At 73.5% G+C, this 16,130-nt stretch carries 18 protein-coding genes, 1 tRNA gene and 1 pseudogene; 6 read left to right on the top strand and 14 right to left on the bottom strand.

Annotation, left to right across the window (positions count from 1 at the left end; translation table 11 throughout):
* Positions 1–82 precede the first annotated feature (82 nt).
* A complete protein-coding gene (locus AB0M03_RS08765; RefSeq protein ID WP_363489944.1) occupies positions 83–1,147 on the bottom strand; it encodes a DUF2637 domain-containing protein in 1,065 nt (354 codons plus the stop codon).
* Positions 1,148–1,465: 318 nt separating this feature from the next.
* Here AB0M03_RS08765 and AB0M03_RS08770 point away from each other — a divergent pair, with 318 nt between their 5' ends.
* Positions 1,466–2,209: a Tellurium resistance gene (locus tag AB0M03_RS08770; protein WP_363489946.1), complete on the top strand. Its 744-nt coding sequence runs from the start codon at positions 1,466–1,468 to the stop codon at positions 2,207–2,209.
* Between the two features lie 80 nt (positions 2,210–2,289).
* On the opposite strand, the gene AB0M03_RS08775 is transcribed toward AB0M03_RS08770, so the two are convergent.
* Positions 2,290–3,288 (bottom strand): TerD family protein, encoded by a 999-nt coding sequence (locus tag AB0M03_RS08775; protein WP_363489948.1) that lies wholly within the window; start codon positions 3,286–3,288, stop codon positions 2,290–2,292.
* A 318-nt stretch (positions 3,289–3,606) separates the two neighbouring features.
* Here AB0M03_RS08775 and AB0M03_RS08780 point away from each other — a divergent pair, with 318 nt between their 5' ends.
* From AB0M03_RS08780 to AB0M03_RS08790, 3 genes and pseudogenes are all read left to right on the top strand, one after another.
* Positions 3,607–4,773, top strand: coding sequence for an HpcH/HpaI aldolase/citrate lyase family protein (locus AB0M03_RS08780; RefSeq protein ID WP_363489950.1), 1,167 nt, complete (start codon positions 3,607–3,609; stop codon positions 4,771–4,773).
* A 110-nt stretch (positions 4,774–4,883) separates the two neighbouring features.
* Positions 4,884–7,403: pseudogene (locus AB0M03_RS08785) on the top strand (phosphoribosyltransferase).
* Entirely contained in the window at positions 7,403–8,257 is an 855-nt protein-coding gene (locus tag AB0M03_RS08790; protein ID WP_363489952.1) for an HAD family hydrolase, read from the top strand. The pseudogene AB0M03_RS08785 and the gene AB0M03_RS08790 overlap by 1 nt, the downstream one beginning before the upstream one ends.
* Positions 8,258–8,277: 20 nt before the next feature.
* Here AB0M03_RS08790 and AB0M03_RS08795 read toward each other — a convergent pair whose 3' ends face one another.
* From AB0M03_RS08795 to AB0M03_RS08805, 3 genes are all read right to left on the bottom strand, one after another.
* Entirely contained in the window at positions 8,278–8,499 is a 222-nt protein-coding gene (locus tag AB0M03_RS08795) for a zinc ribbon domain-containing protein (RefSeq protein ID WP_363489954.1), read from the bottom strand.
* Positions 8,500–8,524: 25 nt separating this feature from the next.
* Positions 8,525–9,040, bottom strand: a complete 516-nt coding sequence (locus AB0M03_RS08800; RefSeq protein WP_363489956.1) for a DUF4442 domain-containing protein — start codon at positions 9,038–9,040, stop codon at positions 8,525–8,527.
* 65 nt (positions 9,041–9,105) lie between these two features.
* Positions 9,106–10,359, bottom strand: coding sequence for a hypothetical protein (locus AB0M03_RS08805; RefSeq protein WP_363489958.1), 1,254 nt, complete (start codon positions 10,357–10,359; stop codon positions 9,106–9,108).
* 171 nt (positions 10,360–10,530) lie between these two features.
* Between AB0M03_RS08805 and AB0M03_RS08810 the strand changes: the two genes are divergently transcribed.
* Positions 10,531–10,602, top strand: a tRNA-Val gene (locus AB0M03_RS08810).
* A gap of 78 nt (positions 10,603–10,680) precedes the next feature.
* Here the strand turns inward: AB0M03_RS08810 and AB0M03_RS08815 are convergent.
* The 8 genes from AB0M03_RS08815 to AB0M03_RS08850 all read right to left on the bottom strand — a co-directional run bounded on the left by AB0M03_RS08815 (position 10,681) and on the right by AB0M03_RS08850 (position 15,689).
* Positions 10,681–11,814 (bottom strand): tyrosine-type recombinase/integrase, encoded by a 1,134-nt coding sequence (locus tag AB0M03_RS08815; RefSeq protein ID WP_363489960.1) that lies wholly within the window; start codon positions 11,812–11,814, stop codon positions 10,681–10,683.
* Entirely contained in the window at positions 11,814–12,002 is a 189-nt protein-coding gene (locus AB0M03_RS08820; RefSeq protein WP_363489962.1) for a helix-turn-helix domain-containing protein, read from the bottom strand. Before AB0M03_RS08820 ends, AB0M03_RS08815 begins: the two co-directional genes overlap by 1 nt.
* A 458-nt stretch (positions 12,003–12,460) precedes the next feature.
* A complete protein-coding gene (locus tag AB0M03_RS08825) occupies positions 12,461–13,936 on the bottom strand; it encodes an ATP-binding protein (protein ID WP_363489964.1) in 1,476 nt (491 codons plus the stop codon).
* 2 nt (positions 13,937–13,938) lie between these two features.
* Positions 13,939–14,793: a bifunctional DNA primase/polymerase gene (locus tag AB0M03_RS08830; protein WP_363489966.1), complete on the bottom strand. Its 855-nt coding sequence runs from the start codon at positions 14,791–14,793 to the stop codon at positions 13,939–13,941.
* Positions 14,794–14,812: 19 nt separating this feature from the next.
* Positions 14,813–14,983: a hypothetical protein gene (locus AB0M03_RS08835; RefSeq protein ID WP_363489968.1), complete on the bottom strand. Its 171-nt coding sequence runs from the start codon at positions 14,981–14,983 to the stop codon at positions 14,813–14,815.
* A 6-nt stretch (positions 14,984–14,989) separates the two neighbouring features.
* On the bottom strand, positions 14,990–15,193 hold the full coding sequence (locus AB0M03_RS08840; RefSeq protein ID WP_363489970.1) for a hypothetical protein: 204 nt from the start codon (positions 15,191–15,193) through the stop codon (positions 14,990–14,992).
* A gap of 23 nt (positions 15,194–15,216) precedes the next feature.
* A complete protein-coding gene (locus AB0M03_RS08845; RefSeq protein ID WP_363489972.1) occupies positions 15,217–15,483 on the bottom strand; it encodes a hypothetical protein in 267 nt (88 codons plus the stop codon).
* Positions 15,480–15,689 (bottom strand): hypothetical protein, encoded by a 210-nt coding sequence (locus AB0M03_RS08850; protein WP_363489974.1) that lies wholly within the window; start codon positions 15,687–15,689, stop codon positions 15,480–15,482. The genes AB0M03_RS08845 and AB0M03_RS08850 overlap by 4 nt, the downstream gene beginning before the upstream one ends.
* Before the next feature lie 75 nt (positions 15,690–15,764).
* Here AB0M03_RS08850 and AB0M03_RS08855 point away from each other — a divergent pair, with 75 nt between their 5' ends.
* On the top strand, positions 15,765–15,920 hold the full coding sequence (locus AB0M03_RS08855; RefSeq protein ID WP_363489976.1) for a hypothetical protein: 156 nt from the start codon (positions 15,765–15,767) through the stop codon (positions 15,918–15,920).
* Positions 15,921–15,929: 9 nt separating this feature from the next.
* Here AB0M03_RS08855 and AB0M03_RS08860 read toward each other — a convergent pair whose 3' ends face one another.
* Entirely contained in the window at positions 15,930–16,118 is a 189-nt protein-coding gene (locus AB0M03_RS08860; RefSeq protein ID WP_363489978.1) for a hypothetical protein, read from the bottom strand.
* Positions 16,119–16,130: the final 12 nt, after the last annotated feature.

A 16,130-nucleotide genomic window follows, 5' to 3' on the forward strand; every position in this document is an offset into this window, starting at 1 on the left:
CGCCGACCGGCCGCCCGGGCCGGCCCGGCAGACCGAAGGGCCCCGCACACGGTGTGTGCGGGGCCCTTCGCGGTGGAACGGGTCAGCCGAGCTGCTGCTCGATCGCGCGGAGCTTGCGCTCCAGCGAGTCCAGCTTCGGCATCGCCAGGGTGTCCTCGTCCACGGTCAGGTCGATGCTGGACGAGCTGCCGACCGCGGCGCGGGGGCGCCGGCCGGCGGTGAGGGCTGCGGGCTCCAGGGCGGAGGGGCCGACCTTGGCCATCGGGTCCTCGTCGGCTAGAGCAGGCTCCGTAGCGGAGGAGTCGGCCGAGCCGGCCGCGGTCAGCGCCGGGACCTGCCGGCCGCCGCGGGCCCGGGACAGCATGCCGCCCTGCGAGCGGGCGATCGCCTTCAGCTCGGCGCGCTCCCGGCGGTCCGCCGAGCGGGCCCGCAGCTTCGCCTCCTGCTTCGCCTGACGGTCCTCGCGGACCTCCTCGACCGCCTCGTCGAGGCTGCGCACGTTCTCCAGCAGCATCAGCGACCAGGCCGCGTAGGTCTCGCGGGGCGCTCGCAGCCAGCGGACGATGCGGATCTGCGGCAGCGGCCGCGGGATCAGGCCCTGCTCGCGCAGCGCCGCCCGGCGGGTCTGCTTCAGCGCCCGGTCGAACAGCACCGCCGCCGAGATGGACATGCCGGCGAAGAACTCCGGTGCGCCGTCGTGCGAGCCTCCGCGCGGGGCGTGCACCCAGTTGAACCACGCCGAGGCGACCGCGAACAGCCACACCAGCAGGCGCGAGCCGAGCGCCGCGTCACCGTGGCTGGCCTCGCGCACCGCGAGCACCGAGCAGAACATCGCCGCACCGTCCAGGCCGAACGGCACCAGGTACTCCCAGCCGCCGGACAGGCCGAGGTTCTGCTGGCCGAAGCCCACCAGGCCGTGGAAGGACAGCGCGGCCGCCACGCCGGCGCAGCAGAACAGCAGCACGTAGGAGGCACCGCCGTAGACCGCCTCCTTGCGGCGGCGGCGCTCCTCGCTGCGCTCCCAGGAGTCGGTGTTCTCGTCGACCTTGTTGTTCTTGACGCGCAGCACGGCCACGAGGATGGCGGTGAACAGCAGGGCAGCGCCGCCGATGACGGCCCAGACCAGCTGTATGGAGGAGAGGTTCATCGTGGGTTGGGCCTCGAATTCCGCAGTACAGGGGGATGGAACGCGGTCGGGCACAGGGGATGGCCCGCGCGGGGCGAGGTCCTGACGAAGCGTCGTGGACGCCACCGCACGAGACGACGGGGACTCCTGTGCGGCACCGACGATATCGCGTCCGGAGGCCCGGCATCGTACGGGAGGCGGCGATCCACCGCCAGGCGGGGGTCTGACGGTGGCTCATCGTCGATGCCGGGGTATGGCTCTGATGGGACGATACGGAGTACGACGATTGCGGAGGGCGACCACCGGCCGGAGGGCCGGGGGAGGGGGAGGACGGACGCCATGGTCTCGGTGTGGGAGTTCCTGAAGGGGGACCGCAGCGGTGTCGACTCAGGGGGGCAGTTCAAGGTCACGCTGACCAAGTCCCAACCGTCGCACGCGCTGACAGGTGCGGCTGCGACCACCGGATACCTCTACGTGAACCTGCACTGGACCACCCGTTCGGTCGATCGCCCGAGCGGCGGCGGAGGAGGTCTGCGCAAGCTGTTCGACCTGCGGAACCTGCGGCCGATGACGCCCCAGTCGCAGGACCGGGCGCCGGTCAGCGTCGACCTCGACCTGGCCTGCCTGTACGAACTCACGGACGGCACCCGTGGAGTGGTCCAGCCGCTGGGCGGCCTGTTCGGCGACCTCACCCGGCCGCCGTACATCAAGCTCAGCGGTGACGACGTCTACGGTGCGCCGTCCGGCGAGACCATGTACATCAACCTGGAGAAGAAGGACCAGTTCCGGCGGCTGCTGATCTTCGTCTACATCTACGACGACACCCCGGCCTTCGGCCACGCCCACGCCACGGTGACGATCGTGCCGCAGAGCGGCCCGCGGATCGAGATCAAGCTGGACGAACGGGCACCGGCGGCCCGCTCCTGCGCGGTGGTGCTGATCGAGAACTCCGGCGACGGGCAGCTGACCGTCCGCCGCGAGGTGCGCTACGTGCACGGTTTCCAGTCGGATCTGGACCGGCTGTACGGCTTCGGGATGCAGTGGCAGCGCGGCTACAAGCGCCCCTCGGGGCCGGCGGCCTGACCGGGTGGGGGCGCGGGGAGCAGCGCGGTTCGCGTTCCCCGCGCCCCCGGGGCTTGTCGGGCAAGCCCCGGGTCACTGCGTCAGCGGGGCTGGAACTGCGGGCCCTGCGGGGGGAGGGCGAACCCGGGTGCCCCGGTCGGCTGGGGCTGCTGCTGGGGCTGGGGTGCCGGCGGCTGGGGCTGCTGCGGGTAGCCGTAGCCGGGGGCCGGGGCCTGCTGCTGGGGGTAGCCGTACCCGGCGGGCTGCTGCGGGGGCTGGGGGTAGCCGTAGCCGCCGGCCTGCGCGGCGGCGGGCTGCGGGTAGCCGTACCCGGCCGGCGGCGGGGCGGCGGCCGGGGTGCCGACGGTCGGCGGGGTGCTGGGCGGCGGCGGCAGCGGGGCGGCTGCGGGTGCGGCCGGGGCCAGGGTGTAGATGTCCGGCTCCTCCGGCAGGTCGGCGGCCGGTGCGGCGGGCTCCGGCTCGGCCGCCGCGGCGGCGGGCACCGCATCGGCGGGCGCCGCGTGGGCCGGCAGGGCGTCGGACACGTCCTCGCCGTCCTCGACCGCGATGCCGTAGTCGGTCGCCAGGCCGCTGAGGCCGCTGGCGTAGCCCTGGCCGACGGCGCGGAACTTCCAGCCTCCCGCGCGCCGGTAGAACTCGCCGGCGACCAGCGCGGTGACGTCCCCGCTGTCGGTCACCGGGAACTCGGCGACCGGGGCGGCCGCCTCCCCGGCGCCGACGTCGAAGACCAGCACCCGCAGCCGCGGCACCGACGGGAAGGACCCCTCCTCGGAGGAGCCCGCCAGCACCACCCGCTCGACGTCCTCGGAGAGCCGGCCGAGGTCGATCTCGACCGTGTCGGACACGTCCTCCCCGCTGCCGGACTGCTGCTTCGGCAGGTGGCGCACCAGGCCCGAGGGGTGCCTCGGCTGGTTGTAGAAGACGAAGTCGGCATCCGAACGGACCCTGCCGTCGGCGGCGACCAGCAGCGCGGAGACGTCCACGTCGGGTGCGCCGGGCGTCGCCGTCCAGCGCAGCACGGCGCGGACGGCCGTCGCCGTCAGCGGGATGTTGGCGCCCTTCGCCATCACGTGCGTCATGCCCTCATCCTGCCCGGCCCCGCCCTCCGCGGACAATGCGGGCCGCCACAGGCGGGAGGGGGGTTTTGTGTCGCCGCGGGTAACCTTCCGAGAATTCGATGTTTCAGGTCTTTGCAAAGTCCTGAAGGACCGTACGATTGGCGGCCAACGGCTCCCGGTACACCACCCGCCTCGGCGAACGCCCCCGCACGGGCACGAGGGCGACCGCGCCGCCCACCCCGCGAAACCATCGGGCCCCGCCGTTCGTCCCTGTTGTCGGGACGTCAGCGGTCCCGCCCGGCGACCGGGCCCGCCACCACGATTTCCAGGGAGAGCAGTTTGCGCCACTTCGGCCACCTCGCCGACGACGTCCGCGACCGGCTCTTCCTGCACCAGCCGGTCGCCTTCGACCTGCACAGCGACGCCGAGGTGCTGTCCACGGCGCTCGGCGCGACGCTCTACAGCCCGGCGACCCGCAGCACCCTGGCCGCCGACATCCGCAAGCAGGCCGCCCGCGGCGTGCTCTCCATGGTGCTCTGCCTGGAGGACGCGATCGCCGACCACGAGGTGCCGGCCGCCGAGGCCAACCTGGTCGCGCAGCTCGGCGAGCTGGCCGAGGCCGGCGACACCGGCCTGCCGCTGCTGTTCGTGCGGGTCCGCGCCGCCGCGCAGATCACCGACCTCACCCGCCGGCTCGGCCCCGCCGTCCGGCTGCTGGCCGGCTACGTGGTCCCCAAGTTCACCGAGGAGAGCGGCGGCCCCTTCCTGGAGGCGCTCACCGCCGCCGAGGAGAGCTCCGGGCAGCGGCTGTTCGCCATGCCGGTGCTGGAGTCGCCCGAGCTCGCCCACCTGGAGACCCGCCGCGAGCAGCTCTTCGCGATCTCCCGGCTGCTGGAGAAGTACCGCGACCGCATCCTCGCCGTCCGCCTCGGCGTCACCGACCTCTGCTCCGCGTACGGCCTGCGCCGCTCGCCCGACCTCACCGCCTACGACGTGGCGCTGGTGGCCGGCGTGATCGGCGACGTGGTCAACGTGCTCGGCCGCGCCGACGGCACCGGGTACACGGTGACCGGGCCGGTGTGGGAGTACTTCCCGGTGCAGGAGCGGATGTTCAAGCCGCAGCTGCGCCGCACCCCGTTCGCGGAGGCGCAGCCGCCGGCCGACGGCGTCCGGCAGCGCATCATCGAGCACGACCTGGACGGGCTGATCCGCGAGATCGAGCTCGACCGGGCCAACGGCCTGCTCGGCAAGACCTGCATCCACCCCAGCCACGTGCCCGCGGTGCACGCCCTGTCCGTCGTCACGCACGAGGAGTACTCCGACGCGCAGGACATCCTCAGCCGCGACGGCGGCGGCGTGCTGCGCTCCGCGTACACCAACAAGATGAACGAGGCGAAGCCGCACCGGGCCTGGGCCGAGCGCGTGCTGCTGCGCGCCGAGGTCTTCGGCGTGGCCCGCGAGGACGTCAGTTTCGCCGAGCTGCTCGGCGCCTGCCTCTGCGGGTGACCCCGCTACCCTCGTCCGAGAGTTCGAACCCCCGTACGGGGCCGGTCGCCGGAGCCGCCGACCGCAGCGCCCCGCACACCCGCACGTCTGCACCACCGAAAGCAGGAGCCTTGACTGCAGAGCACGCCGCCCCGGCGCCCTGGACCGGCCAGTGGGTCACCGACCGGCTCGGGATCGGGCTCACCGGCTCGCCGGAGCTGCGGCAGCTGATCGGGCTCGCCCTGCGCCGCAACCCGCGCCGCGCCCACCTGCTGGTCTCCCACGTGCTCGGCAAGCACGTGCCGCAGCACCCCGCCGTGGTGCACGGCGCCGGCCTGGAGCTCGGCCGCCGAGTCCGCGAACTCCTCGGCGAGCAGGAGGCCGCCCGTGCGGTCGTCCTCGGCTACGCCGAGACCGCCACCGCTCTCGGCCACAGCGTCGCCGACGGCCTGGACGCCCCCTACCTGCACTCCACCCGCCGCCCGGTCGACGGCGTCGAGCCCGTGGGCGGCTTCGAGGAGGAGCACTCGCACGCCACCTCCCACCTGCTGCTCCCCGAGGACCCGGCGCTGCTGGCCGGCGACGGACCGCTCGTCCTGGTCGACGACGAGTTCTCCACCGGCAACACCGTGCTGAACACCGTCCGCGCCCTGCACGCCGCGCACCCCCGCGACCGCTACGTGGTGGTCTCCCTGGTCGACCTGCGCACCGGGGCCGACCGGGAGCGCCTCGACAAGGCCGCCGCCGAACTCGGCGCCCGCGTCGACCTGGTCGCCACCGCCACCGGCGGCGTCCGGCTGCCCGCCGACGTGCTGGCCCGCGCCCAGGAGATCGTCGACTCCCGGCCCGCCGCCGCCCCGCTCCCCGACGGCCCGCTCGCCCCCCTCCACCGGGCCGCCCTCGACTGGCCCGCCGACCTCCCCGACGGCGGCCGGCACGGCTTCACCAGGGACCACCGCCACCGCCTCGACGCCGCCCTGCCCGACCTCGCCGCCCCGCTCGCCGAGCTGCTCGCCGACCGCCGCCGCATCCTGGTGCTCGGCTGCGAGGAACTGATGTACGCGCCGCTGCGCCTCGCCGGAGCGCTCGCCGACCGGCTCGGCGGCGACCGCGTACGCTTCTCCACCACGACCCGCTCCCCGGTCCTCGCCGTGGACGACCCGGGCTACGCCATCCGCACCCGGCTGGCCTTCCCCGCCCACGACGACCCGGCCGACCGCTCCACCGAGCGGTACGCCTACAACGTCGCGCCCGGCACCGACCCCGACCGCCGCTTCGACGCCGTCGTCCTGGTGGTCGACACCCCCGGCGACACCCCCGCCCTGCACGAGGGCCCGGACGCCCTGCTGCGCCAGCTGCGCGCGGTCACCGACCAGGTGGTGCTCGCAGTTCTCCCCGCGTACCGGCCGCAGACATCCCGCTGACGCCTCCGCCCCCCACCATCGACAGCGCACCTCCCACGTAAGGCGACCATGACCACCACCCTGCCCGCCCCGCTGTTCGGCCCCGCGTTCTCCTCGTACCCGGCCGCGGACGTGACCTGGCTGCTCAAGGACCTGTCCGGGGTGGAGCTGGAGGCGCCGACCGAGGAGCGCGAGGAGGCCGTGCAGTCCGGCGGCGCGCACTACGCCGAGTCGCTGCCGATCGAGTACCAGCCCAGCCCGGAGTACCAGGAGCTCTACCGGCAGGCGCTCGACGCGTCCGGCGAGCGGATCGCGCTGGCCGTCGGCACCGTCGCCGAGACGCTGCTGCGCGAGCGCGGCCGCGGTCTGGTGCTCGCCTCGCTGGCCCGCGCCGGCACCCCGGTCGGCGTGCTGATCCGCCGCTGGCTGGCCTTCGCCCACGGCCTGGACGTCCCGCACTACACCGTCTCCATCGTCCGCGGCCGCGGCATCGACACCGTCGCCCTGCGCCACCTGGCCGCCCACCACGACGCGGCCTCGGTGGTCTTCGTCGACGGCTGGACGGGCAAGGGCGCCATCACCCGCGAACTCGCCGAGGCACTGCAGGGCACCGGCTTCGACCCGGACCTCGCGGTGCTCGCCGACCCCGGCCGCTGCGTGCGCACCTACGGCACCCGGGACGACTTCCTGATCCCGTCCGCCTGCCTCAACTCCACCGTCTCCGGCCTGATCTCGCGCACCGTGCTGCGCGCCGACCTGATCGGCCCGGACGACTTCCACGGCGCCAAGTTCTACCGAGACCTCGCCGGCGCCGACGTCTCCAACGGCTTCCTCACCGCCGTCGCCGCGCACTTCCCGGCCGTCCGCGCACAGGTCCTCGCCGCCGCCGACGCACTGGCCGGCGAGGACCGCACCCCCACCTGGGAGGGCTGGGCGGCGGTCGAGCGGATCAGTGCCGAGTACGGCATCGACAACGTCAACCTGGTGAAGCCGGGGGTCGGCGAGACGACCCGCGTCATGCTCCGCCGGGTGCCCTGGCGAGTGCTGGCCCGGCGCGGTGCCGGAGCCGACCTCGACCACGTCAGGCTGCTCGCCGACCAGCGCGGCGTCCCGGTGGAGGAGGTGGACGGCCTGCCGTACTCGTGCGTCGGCCTGATCCACCCCCGCTACACCCGCGGGGCGACCGGTGCGGACGGCACGGCGGTGACCACCGCCGAGGGCGGCGAAGTTCTCACGAAGGAAAGTTGATGCCGAATCAGCAGCCGAGTCAGTTCCTGGTCGCGAGCGACCTCGACCGCACCCTGATCTACTCCAACCGGGCCCTGGCCCTGGACGTGCCCGACCGGCTGGCGCCCCGGCTGCTCTCGGTGGAGGTCAACGACGGCCGCGCGCTCTCGTTCATGACCGAGCAGGCGGCGGAGCTGCTCGTCGAACTGACCCGGCTCGCCGTCTTCGTCCCCGCGACCACCCGCACCCGCGCCCAGTACGAGCGGGTCAACCTGCCCGGCCCCGTGCCCGGCTGGATCCCCAAGTACGCGATCTGCGCCAACGGCGGCCACGTGCTGGTCGACGGCGTGCCGGACCGCGACTGGCACGCCGAGGTCCGCGCCCGGCTGGCCGCCGCCAGCGCCCCGCTCGCCGAGGTCGTCGAGCACCTGGCGATCTGCGCCGACCCGGAGTGGACGCACAAGCGGCGGGTCGCGGAGGACCTCTTCGCCTACCTCGTCGTCGAGCGCGCCGACCTGCCGGAGGGCTGGCTGGAGGAGCTGACCGGCTGGTGCGCCGAGCGCGGCTGGACGGTCTCCCTCCAGGGCCGCAAGGTGTACGCCGTGCCGGCCCCGCTCACCAAGAGCGAGGCCCTCGCGGAGGTCGAGCGGCGGACGGGCGCCGCCACCGTGCTCACCGCCGGTGACTCGCTGCTCGACGCCGAGCTGCTGCTGGCCGCCGACCACGGCTGGCGGCCCGGCCACGGCGAGCTCGCCGACACCGGCTGGGCGGCGCCCGGCGTCACGGCGCTCACCCAGATCGGCGTCGCCGCCGGAGAGGAGATCGTCCGGCGGATGCTGGAGCACGTCCGGGCCGGGGCCGCCGTCCGGGCCTGACCGGGCCTGCCGTCGGGGCTTCAGCCGCAGCAGCCGCCGCCGCAGCACCCGCCGCCACCGCTCGGGGCGGGGGCTGTGGCGGCGCCGCCGCTCGCCGCGCCGGTGACGGCGACGGTGGACAGCAGCTTCACCGTGTCGGGGTGGCCGTCCGGGCAGACGGCGGGGTCGTTGGCCCGGGCCATGGTGCGGCGGAGTTCGAAGGTGGCTCCGCAGGAGCGGCAGCGGAAGTCGTAGCGAGGCATAGCGGCAGGGTACCGAGGGTGCCGCTCAGACGGCAGTACCGACGGGTTCGGCCTGCCCGGCCTGCTCGGACTTGGCTTGCTCCGGCTTGGGCCGCACGTAGACCTGCTTGCGGACGCGGGCGACCACCGAGCCGTCCGAGGCCAGCACCTCGGTGTCGAACCAGACCAGCGCCTTGCTGCCGTCCGCCGTCAGCTCGCGGATCTCGGCCAGCCGGTCGTCGGTCAGGACGAACTCGGCGAAGACGTCGCCGCGGCCGGGGGAGACGAACTCGATCTCCGCGGCGCTGTCCCAGACGTAGTAGCCGGGGCCGAGGTTCTGCATCACCAGCAGCATCCAGAACGGATCGGTCATCGAGAAGATGGACCCGCCGAAGTGGGTGCCGACCCAGTTGCGGTTCAGCCGGCCCAGGCGCAGCCGGACCTTCGCGGTGCGGAAGGCGTCGTCGACCGCCAGCACCTTGATGCCGGCGAACAGGAAGGGCGGCCAGAGGTTGATGCCGCGCCGGAAGGTGGTTGCGGAGAGCGTGCGCCTGCGTGCCATGGGCGCGACTCTAGCACTAAGTTACCGACCAGTAATGTAGCCTGGGTCACACCCTCGGCGACCCGTCAGCGCGGCCCGCGGATCATCGACACCACCTCGGCGGCAGTTTCCCGCACCGCCGCCAGCTCGGTCAGGAAGTGCCAGTAGTCGGGATGCCGGCCGGCTTCGTCCAGCGCCGCCACCGCCCGGTCCAGCCGGGCCACCGCCGCGTCCAGCGGAGCCGCATGGCGCGGATCCGGAGTCTGGCGGCCCGTCATGGCCAGCCGCTGCGCGTCCCGCAGGGCGAACCGGGTGCGCTCGATCTCCTTGTGCGGGTCGTGCGAGACCTCGTTCAACTGCCGCAGCCGGTCGTTGACCGCCGTCACCGACCCCTCCGCCGTCTCCAGCAGCGCACGCACCGTACCGATCGCACCGATCGCGTCCGCCCAGCGCTGCTCGTCCCTCGCCCGCGCCGCCTCGTCCAGCTTCTGCGAGGCGGCCGCTCCCGCCTCCGCCGTCTGCACCGGCACCCGCTGCAGGTCCTGCCAGCACGACAGTGAGAAACGGCGCCGCAACTCGCTCAGCGCCGGCTCCACCGTGCCCGCACGCGTCTCCAGGGCCTGCACACGCGTCCGCAGACTCCCCACCCGGCGGTCGATGTCCCGGGCCCGCTGCGGCAGTTGCTCCGCCTGGTCGCGCACCGACTCGGCCCGCCGCGCCACGTCCTCCGCCCGCTGCAGCGTCGCCGGCACCCCGTGCCGGGCCACCCCCTCGTTCAACCGGGTCAGCTCGGGGCCCAGCTCCGCCAGCCGCGCCGCCAGGTCGTCCGCCTTCAGACCCGCCGCCCGCACCGCCTCCAGCGCCGTCGTCGCCGACAGCAGCGCCTGCCGCGCCTTCTCCACCGCCGGCGTCACCCGGATCAGCTGCGACTCGGCGTGCTGCACCAGCGGCTGCAGCCGCTGCACGAACGCGTCCAGCTCCGCCCGCTGCGCCTCCAGGTCCTTCTTGGCCTGCTCCAGCTGGCGGCGGGCCCGGCCCGCGGCCGCGGCCTCCAGCTCAGGGTCCTCCAGGTCGTACGCGTCCAGCGCCGACAGGTAGCCGACCGTCACCTGGTCGATCCGCGCCGACAGCGCCCGGAAGTCCTCCTGGGCCCGGCCGGACGCCGCACCGTTCTCCGCGGAGCGGATCGTCTCCAGCGCCAGCTGGGCGTCCCGCTGCGCCGAGTCGAGCTCGTAGAAGGTCTGCTGCGCCGCGTCCCGGGCGGCCACCGCCTCGGCCCGCGCCCCGTCGCCCCGACGCCACCAGCCGCCCCGCCCGCCGCCACCGCCGGCCACCCTCACCACGCGCTCCCTGCTAGCTCGTACGCTCGATCCAGGCCCATTCTTCCCGATCGCACCTGCCGCCCGGGAGCCTCCCGCGGACCCGCCCCGGACAGTGGCGGCAGGCGGCCCTCCGGACCAGGTACGCTAGGCCTTCGTCGTGCACCCGGGCACCCCCGCGTGCGACGGCACGGGCGCATAGCTCAGCGGTAGAGCGCCGCCCTTACAAGGCGGATGTCGGCGGTTCGAAACCGTCTGCGCCCACCGGCAGTGACCAGCAGAAAAGCCCCGGACGAGGAACGCGAAGTTCCCCGCCGGGGCTTTTGACATCCAAATCTGACATCAGCGGCGCTGACGCAGCAGCCTGTCCATGTTGGCCAGGGCGTCCCGCTGGGAGTCCTGGGTGACGTGGGCGTAGACGTTCATCGTCAGCCCGATCTGGCTGTGGCCGAGGATCTCCATCACGATCCGCGGCGAGACCCCGCAGGCGACGAGCAGCGTCGCAGTGCCGTGCCGGGCGTCGTGCATCCGTACCACCGGGACGCCGGCCGCCGCCGCGATCCGCCGGAACGACCGGTAGACGTTAGTCGGCTCGACCAGCCGTCCCGTCCGGGTGGTGAACACGTAGTCGCTCTCCTGCCACTCGGCGCCGGCCAGGTGCCGGAGAACGTCCTGGCGCATGCGGTGCCAGCGCAGCGCCACCACGCAGATCCGGGGGAGCGGGATCGGCCGACGCTTCCCGTTCTTCGTCGTCCCGCTGTACAGCTCGCCGCCGATCCGCTGGACCTGCTCGCGGACCACCAGGGTGCGGTGGTCGAGGTCCACGTCCGACCACCGCAGGCCGACGATCTCGCCGCGGCGCATGCCGAGCGCGATGGCCAGGACGAACGCGGCGTAGAGCGGGTCATTGCGGGCTGCCGCGAGGAAGGTCAGGGTCTCGTCCAGCGTCCAGGGCCGGGATTCCTTGCTCACCACCCGGGGCGGCGGCACCATCATCGCCACGTTGCGGCTGATGAGCTCGTCCCGGCAGGCCGAGGTGAGCGCCGTCCGCAGGACCTTGTGGGACTCCTTGGCGGTCGCGGCACTCGCCCGCTCCGTCACCTTCGCGAGGAAGAGCCGGACGTCGCGGGGGCTCAGGGACTCCAGCCCCTTCGATCCCAGCAGCGGGAGCAGGTAGAGCCTGACGTGCATCTCGTACTTGGATGCGGTGGTGCGCTTGCACTGCGGGTTGATGAAGTGCTCCAGCCAGTAGGGCAGCCACTCGGAGAGCTTCGCCGAGCGGGTCGGGGTCGGGATGCCCTGCTGGTCGCGCTCGACCAACTCGCGGCGCTTGTCGTCGCACTCGTCCCAGGTGTTCCCGTAGACGAACTTGCGGGCCCGGGTGCCATCGGGCTGCGGCACGTAGACGGCCGCCTGATAGCGGCCGTCCTTGCGCTTGGTCACCGTGCCGGCACCGTTCGGGTTGCGCTTGGGCATCAGGCGTTTTCCTCCATCTTGGTGCGGATGTAAGCGGCGAGGGCGTCGACCGGGATACGCCGGCTGCGGCCCTCGGAGAAGGTGGCGAGCTTCTTGGAGCGGATGAGGTCGTAGACCTTGCTGCGGCTCATCCGGAGTGCGGCCATGACCTCGGGGACGGTGAGGACTTCGGGGATGGCGGTGGCCAAGGGTGGGTCCTTCCCGGTACTGGGCGGGTGTGGAGAGCGCTGCGCATGTGTCGGAGGTGGGGATTTCTGCGTCACCGCGTCATCAGCGTCATCCGGGGCTCTGACCTGCGGCTTTGGGTGTCGCAGCGGCCAGGACCTGCGTCACCCGTGCGTCACCGGCTGCGTCACCGTGACGCAGCCGGTGACGCAGGTGACGCAGGATGACGCAGAGCCAGCCGTCTGCGTCACCCCCAACGCCGCAGTTCAGGGGCCGTTTTCTGGCGCGGGTGACGCAGGTGACGCAGCGTCTTCCTACCTAGGAAAAAAAGAGGGGGTGTCTGTAGGTAGTTAGGCGCCGCTCAGAGCGAAATGAGGAGCCGCTGCGCGGCGCGCTCTGGGGCGGCGCCGCCGCCGAACAGCAAGAGGAGCACCCCCTCGCGGGGACCGGTGCTCTTCTTGCTTTTCGGGTGGCCGCCCGGTCAGCGCAGCGGCGGCTGCTCGTGCGGCTGCTCGTGCGGCGGGCGGGTCATTTCGAGGTAGCGCCCCTCTTTCGTCCGGCCCGCCTCGATGAGCACCTGCCGGGCCGCGAGCGTGGGCTGGAGGCGCTTGAGCCGGTCGGAGAGCACCTTGCCGGTGGTCGGCCAGCCCTTCGGCAGGGCCCGCAGTTCGTCGCCGGCGTAGACGCGGCCGAGGCACGCCAGCCACTCGGTGGAGGTCATGCGCTGCGCCCCGCCGGGGGCGATGGTGTCGGCGTGCTGCAGGACGGTCTGCGCGAGCAGGTCGCCCTCGATCACGTCGTCGTTCAGGTCGTCCAGGCTGGCCCGGTACGCGGCGAGCGCGCCCAGGCCGGTCGCGGCGTCGAGCTGTGCGCACAGGTGGGCGAAGTCCGCCATCCGCAGGTCGGTCGGGGTCTCCGCCTCCACCGCCCGGACCTTGACCGTGAGGTCGAGCAGCGAGCCGAGCACGACGGGCAGCACCTCGGCGTACTCGGCCCACAGCTCCGCCTCGGTGCGGCGGACGGCGGGCCGCTCCAGCCGCAGCGGCAGGAGGCGTTCGGCGAGGTCGGGGCGGATGACGCCGACGTCGATGCCGGTCAGCAGCATCGGGCGGCGGTAGCCGACGCGGAACACGTCGCCGTCGGTGAACAGGGCCCTTTTGACGTTCTCGGCCCCGGTCACGATGCAGCACATCGCATCCGACATGTCGGGGGTCATGTGGCTCAGGTTGTCCAGGGCGGTGATCCAGCCGGCCGCCACGGCGGCGAGGAGGTTCTCCTCGTCCTTCGGGGCGCGGCGCAGGTCGCCGCTCATGCCCTCGATGATCCGCATGAGCATCCGGCCGGCGGTGGACTTGCCGGCGCCCTGCGGGCCGGTGAGGAACGGGGCCGGCACCGGCACGGACGGGCCGAGGCAGCCGATCAGCCACGCCATGGCCAGGCACTCGGAGCTGGCGTTGGCGAAGTTGCACAACCGGAACAGCAGGTCGATGCCCTTGCCGTCGGTGTCCTTCTCCGGCACCGGGAGTTCGCCGGTGAGCTGGGTGCGCCGCCAGCACACCTCCCGCGGGTCCGGAACGGCGGTCTCCCAGCCGGTGGGGTGGATGCGCACGGACAGGCCATCCGCCCGGCCCAGGTCCAGCCACGTCGCCCCGTCGAACCCGGGCGCCACCCGGATGTGCACGGCCCGCACCTCCTCCGAGAGGGCCAGCGCCTCGATCAGGTCCAACGCCTCCTTCATGGCAGTGCCGTTGAACACCCCGACCCCGTCCCGGTACAGGTTGACCATGAGTTCCTGCCGGTGGCTGCCCGTCGTGCCCTGGGAACGGATCGGACGGGCCACCGGGTGGCCGTTGCGCTGCGCGTACACCGTGCCGTCGGCCGTGCGGAAGTACCGAAAGTGCGCGCGGGCGTAGTCGGCGATGATCTCGCGGGCCGGGTTCTTCTCGTCCTCGGCCACGGTCACATCCCCAACCGGGTCAGGGCGTTGGTCCACGCGTCGGTGCAGTGCCGGGCGGATTCGCCCTTGGCCTGCGCGGCGGCGAACAGCCGGGCGGTGTGCGCCTCGGTCAGGCAACCGCACCGGCCGTGCGTGGACAGCACCGCGAGGAACGCCCCGAACACGGTCGCGTGCACCCCACTGGCCGCCTCGGCGATCCGCTGCTCGGCCATGGCGATCCCGCGCTCCAGGAAGGCCGGACTGCGATGCGGGCACCTGCCGCCCCCGGCCGGGGCGGGCACCGTAACCGGCGCCGGCCGCACCGGGGTCGGCTCCTTCACCACGAGGGCGCGGACGGCGTCCGGCAGGGCGGTGAGGGGGCCGGTGCCGGTGCCGAGCCACCGGGCGTAGGACATCAGCGACTTGACGTCCACGCCGGGCCGCACGGCGTTGGCGGAGGGCATGGTGCCCCGGTAGAGCCAGTGCTCGCCGCGGGTGGTGCGCACCGTCCGGGTGGCGGGCAGGTTCGCACCGGCCCAGGCGATGGCGTCCTCGTTGTCGAGGTCCACGACGGTGAGGCCGGCGCCGCCGGGGTGGTAGGCGACCGCGGCGGACTGGCGCCAGGCCCGGCCCCACACGCGGGAGTTGAGGATGTCGGGGTCGGTGGTGGCGGCGGCCCAGCCGTGGCAGGGCGCCGGGCAGGTGCAGGGGCCGGGGGTCTTCATGTTCGGCCGGCCGCCGCACGCGTTGTCCGCGCACCGCGGGCAGTTGCCGAACGGCACCTTCCCGGCGCGCAACGGCAGCACGGGCACGCCGCAGGCCGCCAAGGCGAGAGCGGTAGGCAGGTGCTCTCCCCGAATCATGGTCGGTTGGGTCATGCTGGACGTCTCCAGTTCTCTAGAACGGTGCTGGATTGGCGGCGGCCCCGGTTCTTGCCGGAAGGGGGCCGCCGCTGTCGTTCATCGCGCGCTCGGCGCAGACCTTGTGCGCGGGGCGGCGTGTGTGGTCGCGGAGCGGGGTGCGGTCGTAGTGGCGGGCGTCGCGCCAGTCGAGGACGGGCCCGGCCATGGGTGGTTAGCGGTTGCCGTACTTGGCGTCCCAGCGGGCGATGGCGTCTTTCTGGATGCGGTCGGCGCGGGCCTCCAGGCGGGCGGTGGACTTGCCGCGGTTCTCGGCGCGCACGACGCGCACGCCGATGAGGAACAGGCGGGCGGCGTCGGTGAGGTTGTCGGCGCCCATCTGCCGCGGGTCGAGGTAGCTGCGGGGTTCCTTGGCCATGGCGGTGTTCTCCCTGTCTGGGTTCAGGCGGCGCGGCGGTTGGTGGTGGGGAAGGGCAGGACGGTGGCGAGCCGTACCGGCTCGGCCTCGGTGGTGTCGGGGGCGGGCTCGCCGCCGCGGGGCGGGGTGCCGTTGTCGGCGGCGCGGTGGGCGGCGGATTCGGCGAGGACGGTTTCGACGGCGGCGGCGTCGGTGCGCCAGCCGCGCTGGGTGTGGAGGTAGGCGGCGGTGCCGGCGATACCGGGGCCGAACAGGACGGCGGCGGTGACCAGGTCGGTGGCGGTGCTCACGGGGTGGTGCCTCCGTTCGCGGTGGTGGCGAGGACGTCGAGCAGGTCGGTACCGAGCACGGCGAGGCGGTGAGTGATGGCCTGCCAGGACTCGTTGTCGATGTGCATCAGGGCGGCGAGGGCGGCGGCGGGCTGGTGGTCGGCGGCGGCGGTGAGGGCTTCGCGGAGGTGGACGGCGGCGAGCGGCCGGATCACGGGCTGGGCCATGGTGGGAACGGTCCTTCCCCGGGGCCGCCCTGCCGGGGCCGGGCGGCGGGTGGTTAGGGTGCGCGGGTGCGGATCGTGAGAACAGTGCTGCTGGTGGCGGGGATGAACGGTGCCGCCTGGCTGGTGCTGAACTGGCTGGGGGCGTCGGCGAGCGTGCAGAGCCTGGTGGCGGTGACGCTGGTGGCCTGCATCGGCGCTTTGGCCGCCGAACCCCGTCGGCGGCGCCGCTGAGCCTCGGGGTCAGAGGTTGCCGAGGGCGTGGACGGCGGCGGTGAGCAGGGCGTTCACGGGGCCGGCGAGGCCGGTGGAGGCGGCGGTGAAGCCGGACAGCCACAGGACGGTGGCGGCGCCGGGGCCGAGGCGGCGGAAGTACAGGAGCGCTCCGGAGGTGGCGGCCATCAGGAGCGCGGCGGAGACGGTGACGAGCACGGCGGTTCTCCC

It is taken from the genome of Kitasatospora sp. NPDC051914, assembly GCF_040680995.1.
Lineage (GTDB): Bacteria > Actinomycetota > Actinomycetes > Streptomycetales > Streptomycetaceae > Kitasatospora.

Coding starts and splice junctions, on each gene's coding strand:
- AB0M03_RS08790 (WP_363489952.1), top strand. CDS start 7,403: ATGCCGAATCAGCAGCCGAGTCAGTTCCTGGTCGCGAGCGACCTCGAC.
- AB0M03_RS08830 (WP_363489966.1), bottom strand. CDS start 14,793: ATGACCCAACCGACCATGATTCGGGGAGAGCACCTGCCTACCGCTCTC.
- AB0M03_RS08765 (WP_363489944.1), bottom strand. CDS start 1,147: ATGAACCTCTCCTCCATACAGCTGGTCTGGGCCGTCATCGGCGGCGCT.
- AB0M03_RS08815 (WP_363489960.1), bottom strand. CDS start 11,814: ATGCCCAAGCGCAACCCGAACGGTGCCGGCACGGTGACCAAGCGCAAG.
- AB0M03_RS08775 (WP_363489948.1), bottom strand. CDS start 3,288: ATGACGCACGTGATGGCGAAGGGCGCCAACATCCCGCTGACGGCGACG.
- AB0M03_RS08770 (WP_363489946.1), top strand. CDS start 1,466: ATGGTCTCGGTGTGGGAGTTCCTGAAGGGGGACCGCAGCGGTGTCGAC.
- AB0M03_RS08835 (WP_363489968.1), bottom strand. CDS start 14,983: ATGGCCGGGCCCGTCCTCGACTGGCGCGACGCCCGCCACTACGACCGC.
- AB0M03_RS08840 (WP_363489970.1), bottom strand. CDS start 15,193: ATGGCCAAGGAACCCCGCAGCTACCTCGACCCGCGGCAGATGGGCGCC.
- AB0M03_RS08850 (WP_363489974.1), bottom strand. CDS start 15,689: ATGGCCCAGCCCGTGATCCGGCCGCTCGCCGCCGTCCACCTCCGCGAA.
- AB0M03_RS08795 (WP_363489954.1), bottom strand. CDS start 8,499: ATGCCTCGCTACGACTTCCGCTGCCGCTCCTGCGGAGCCACCTTCGAA.
- AB0M03_RS08800 (WP_363489956.1), bottom strand. CDS start 9,040: ATGGCACGCAGGCGCACGCTCTCCGCAACCACCTTCCGGCGCGGCATC.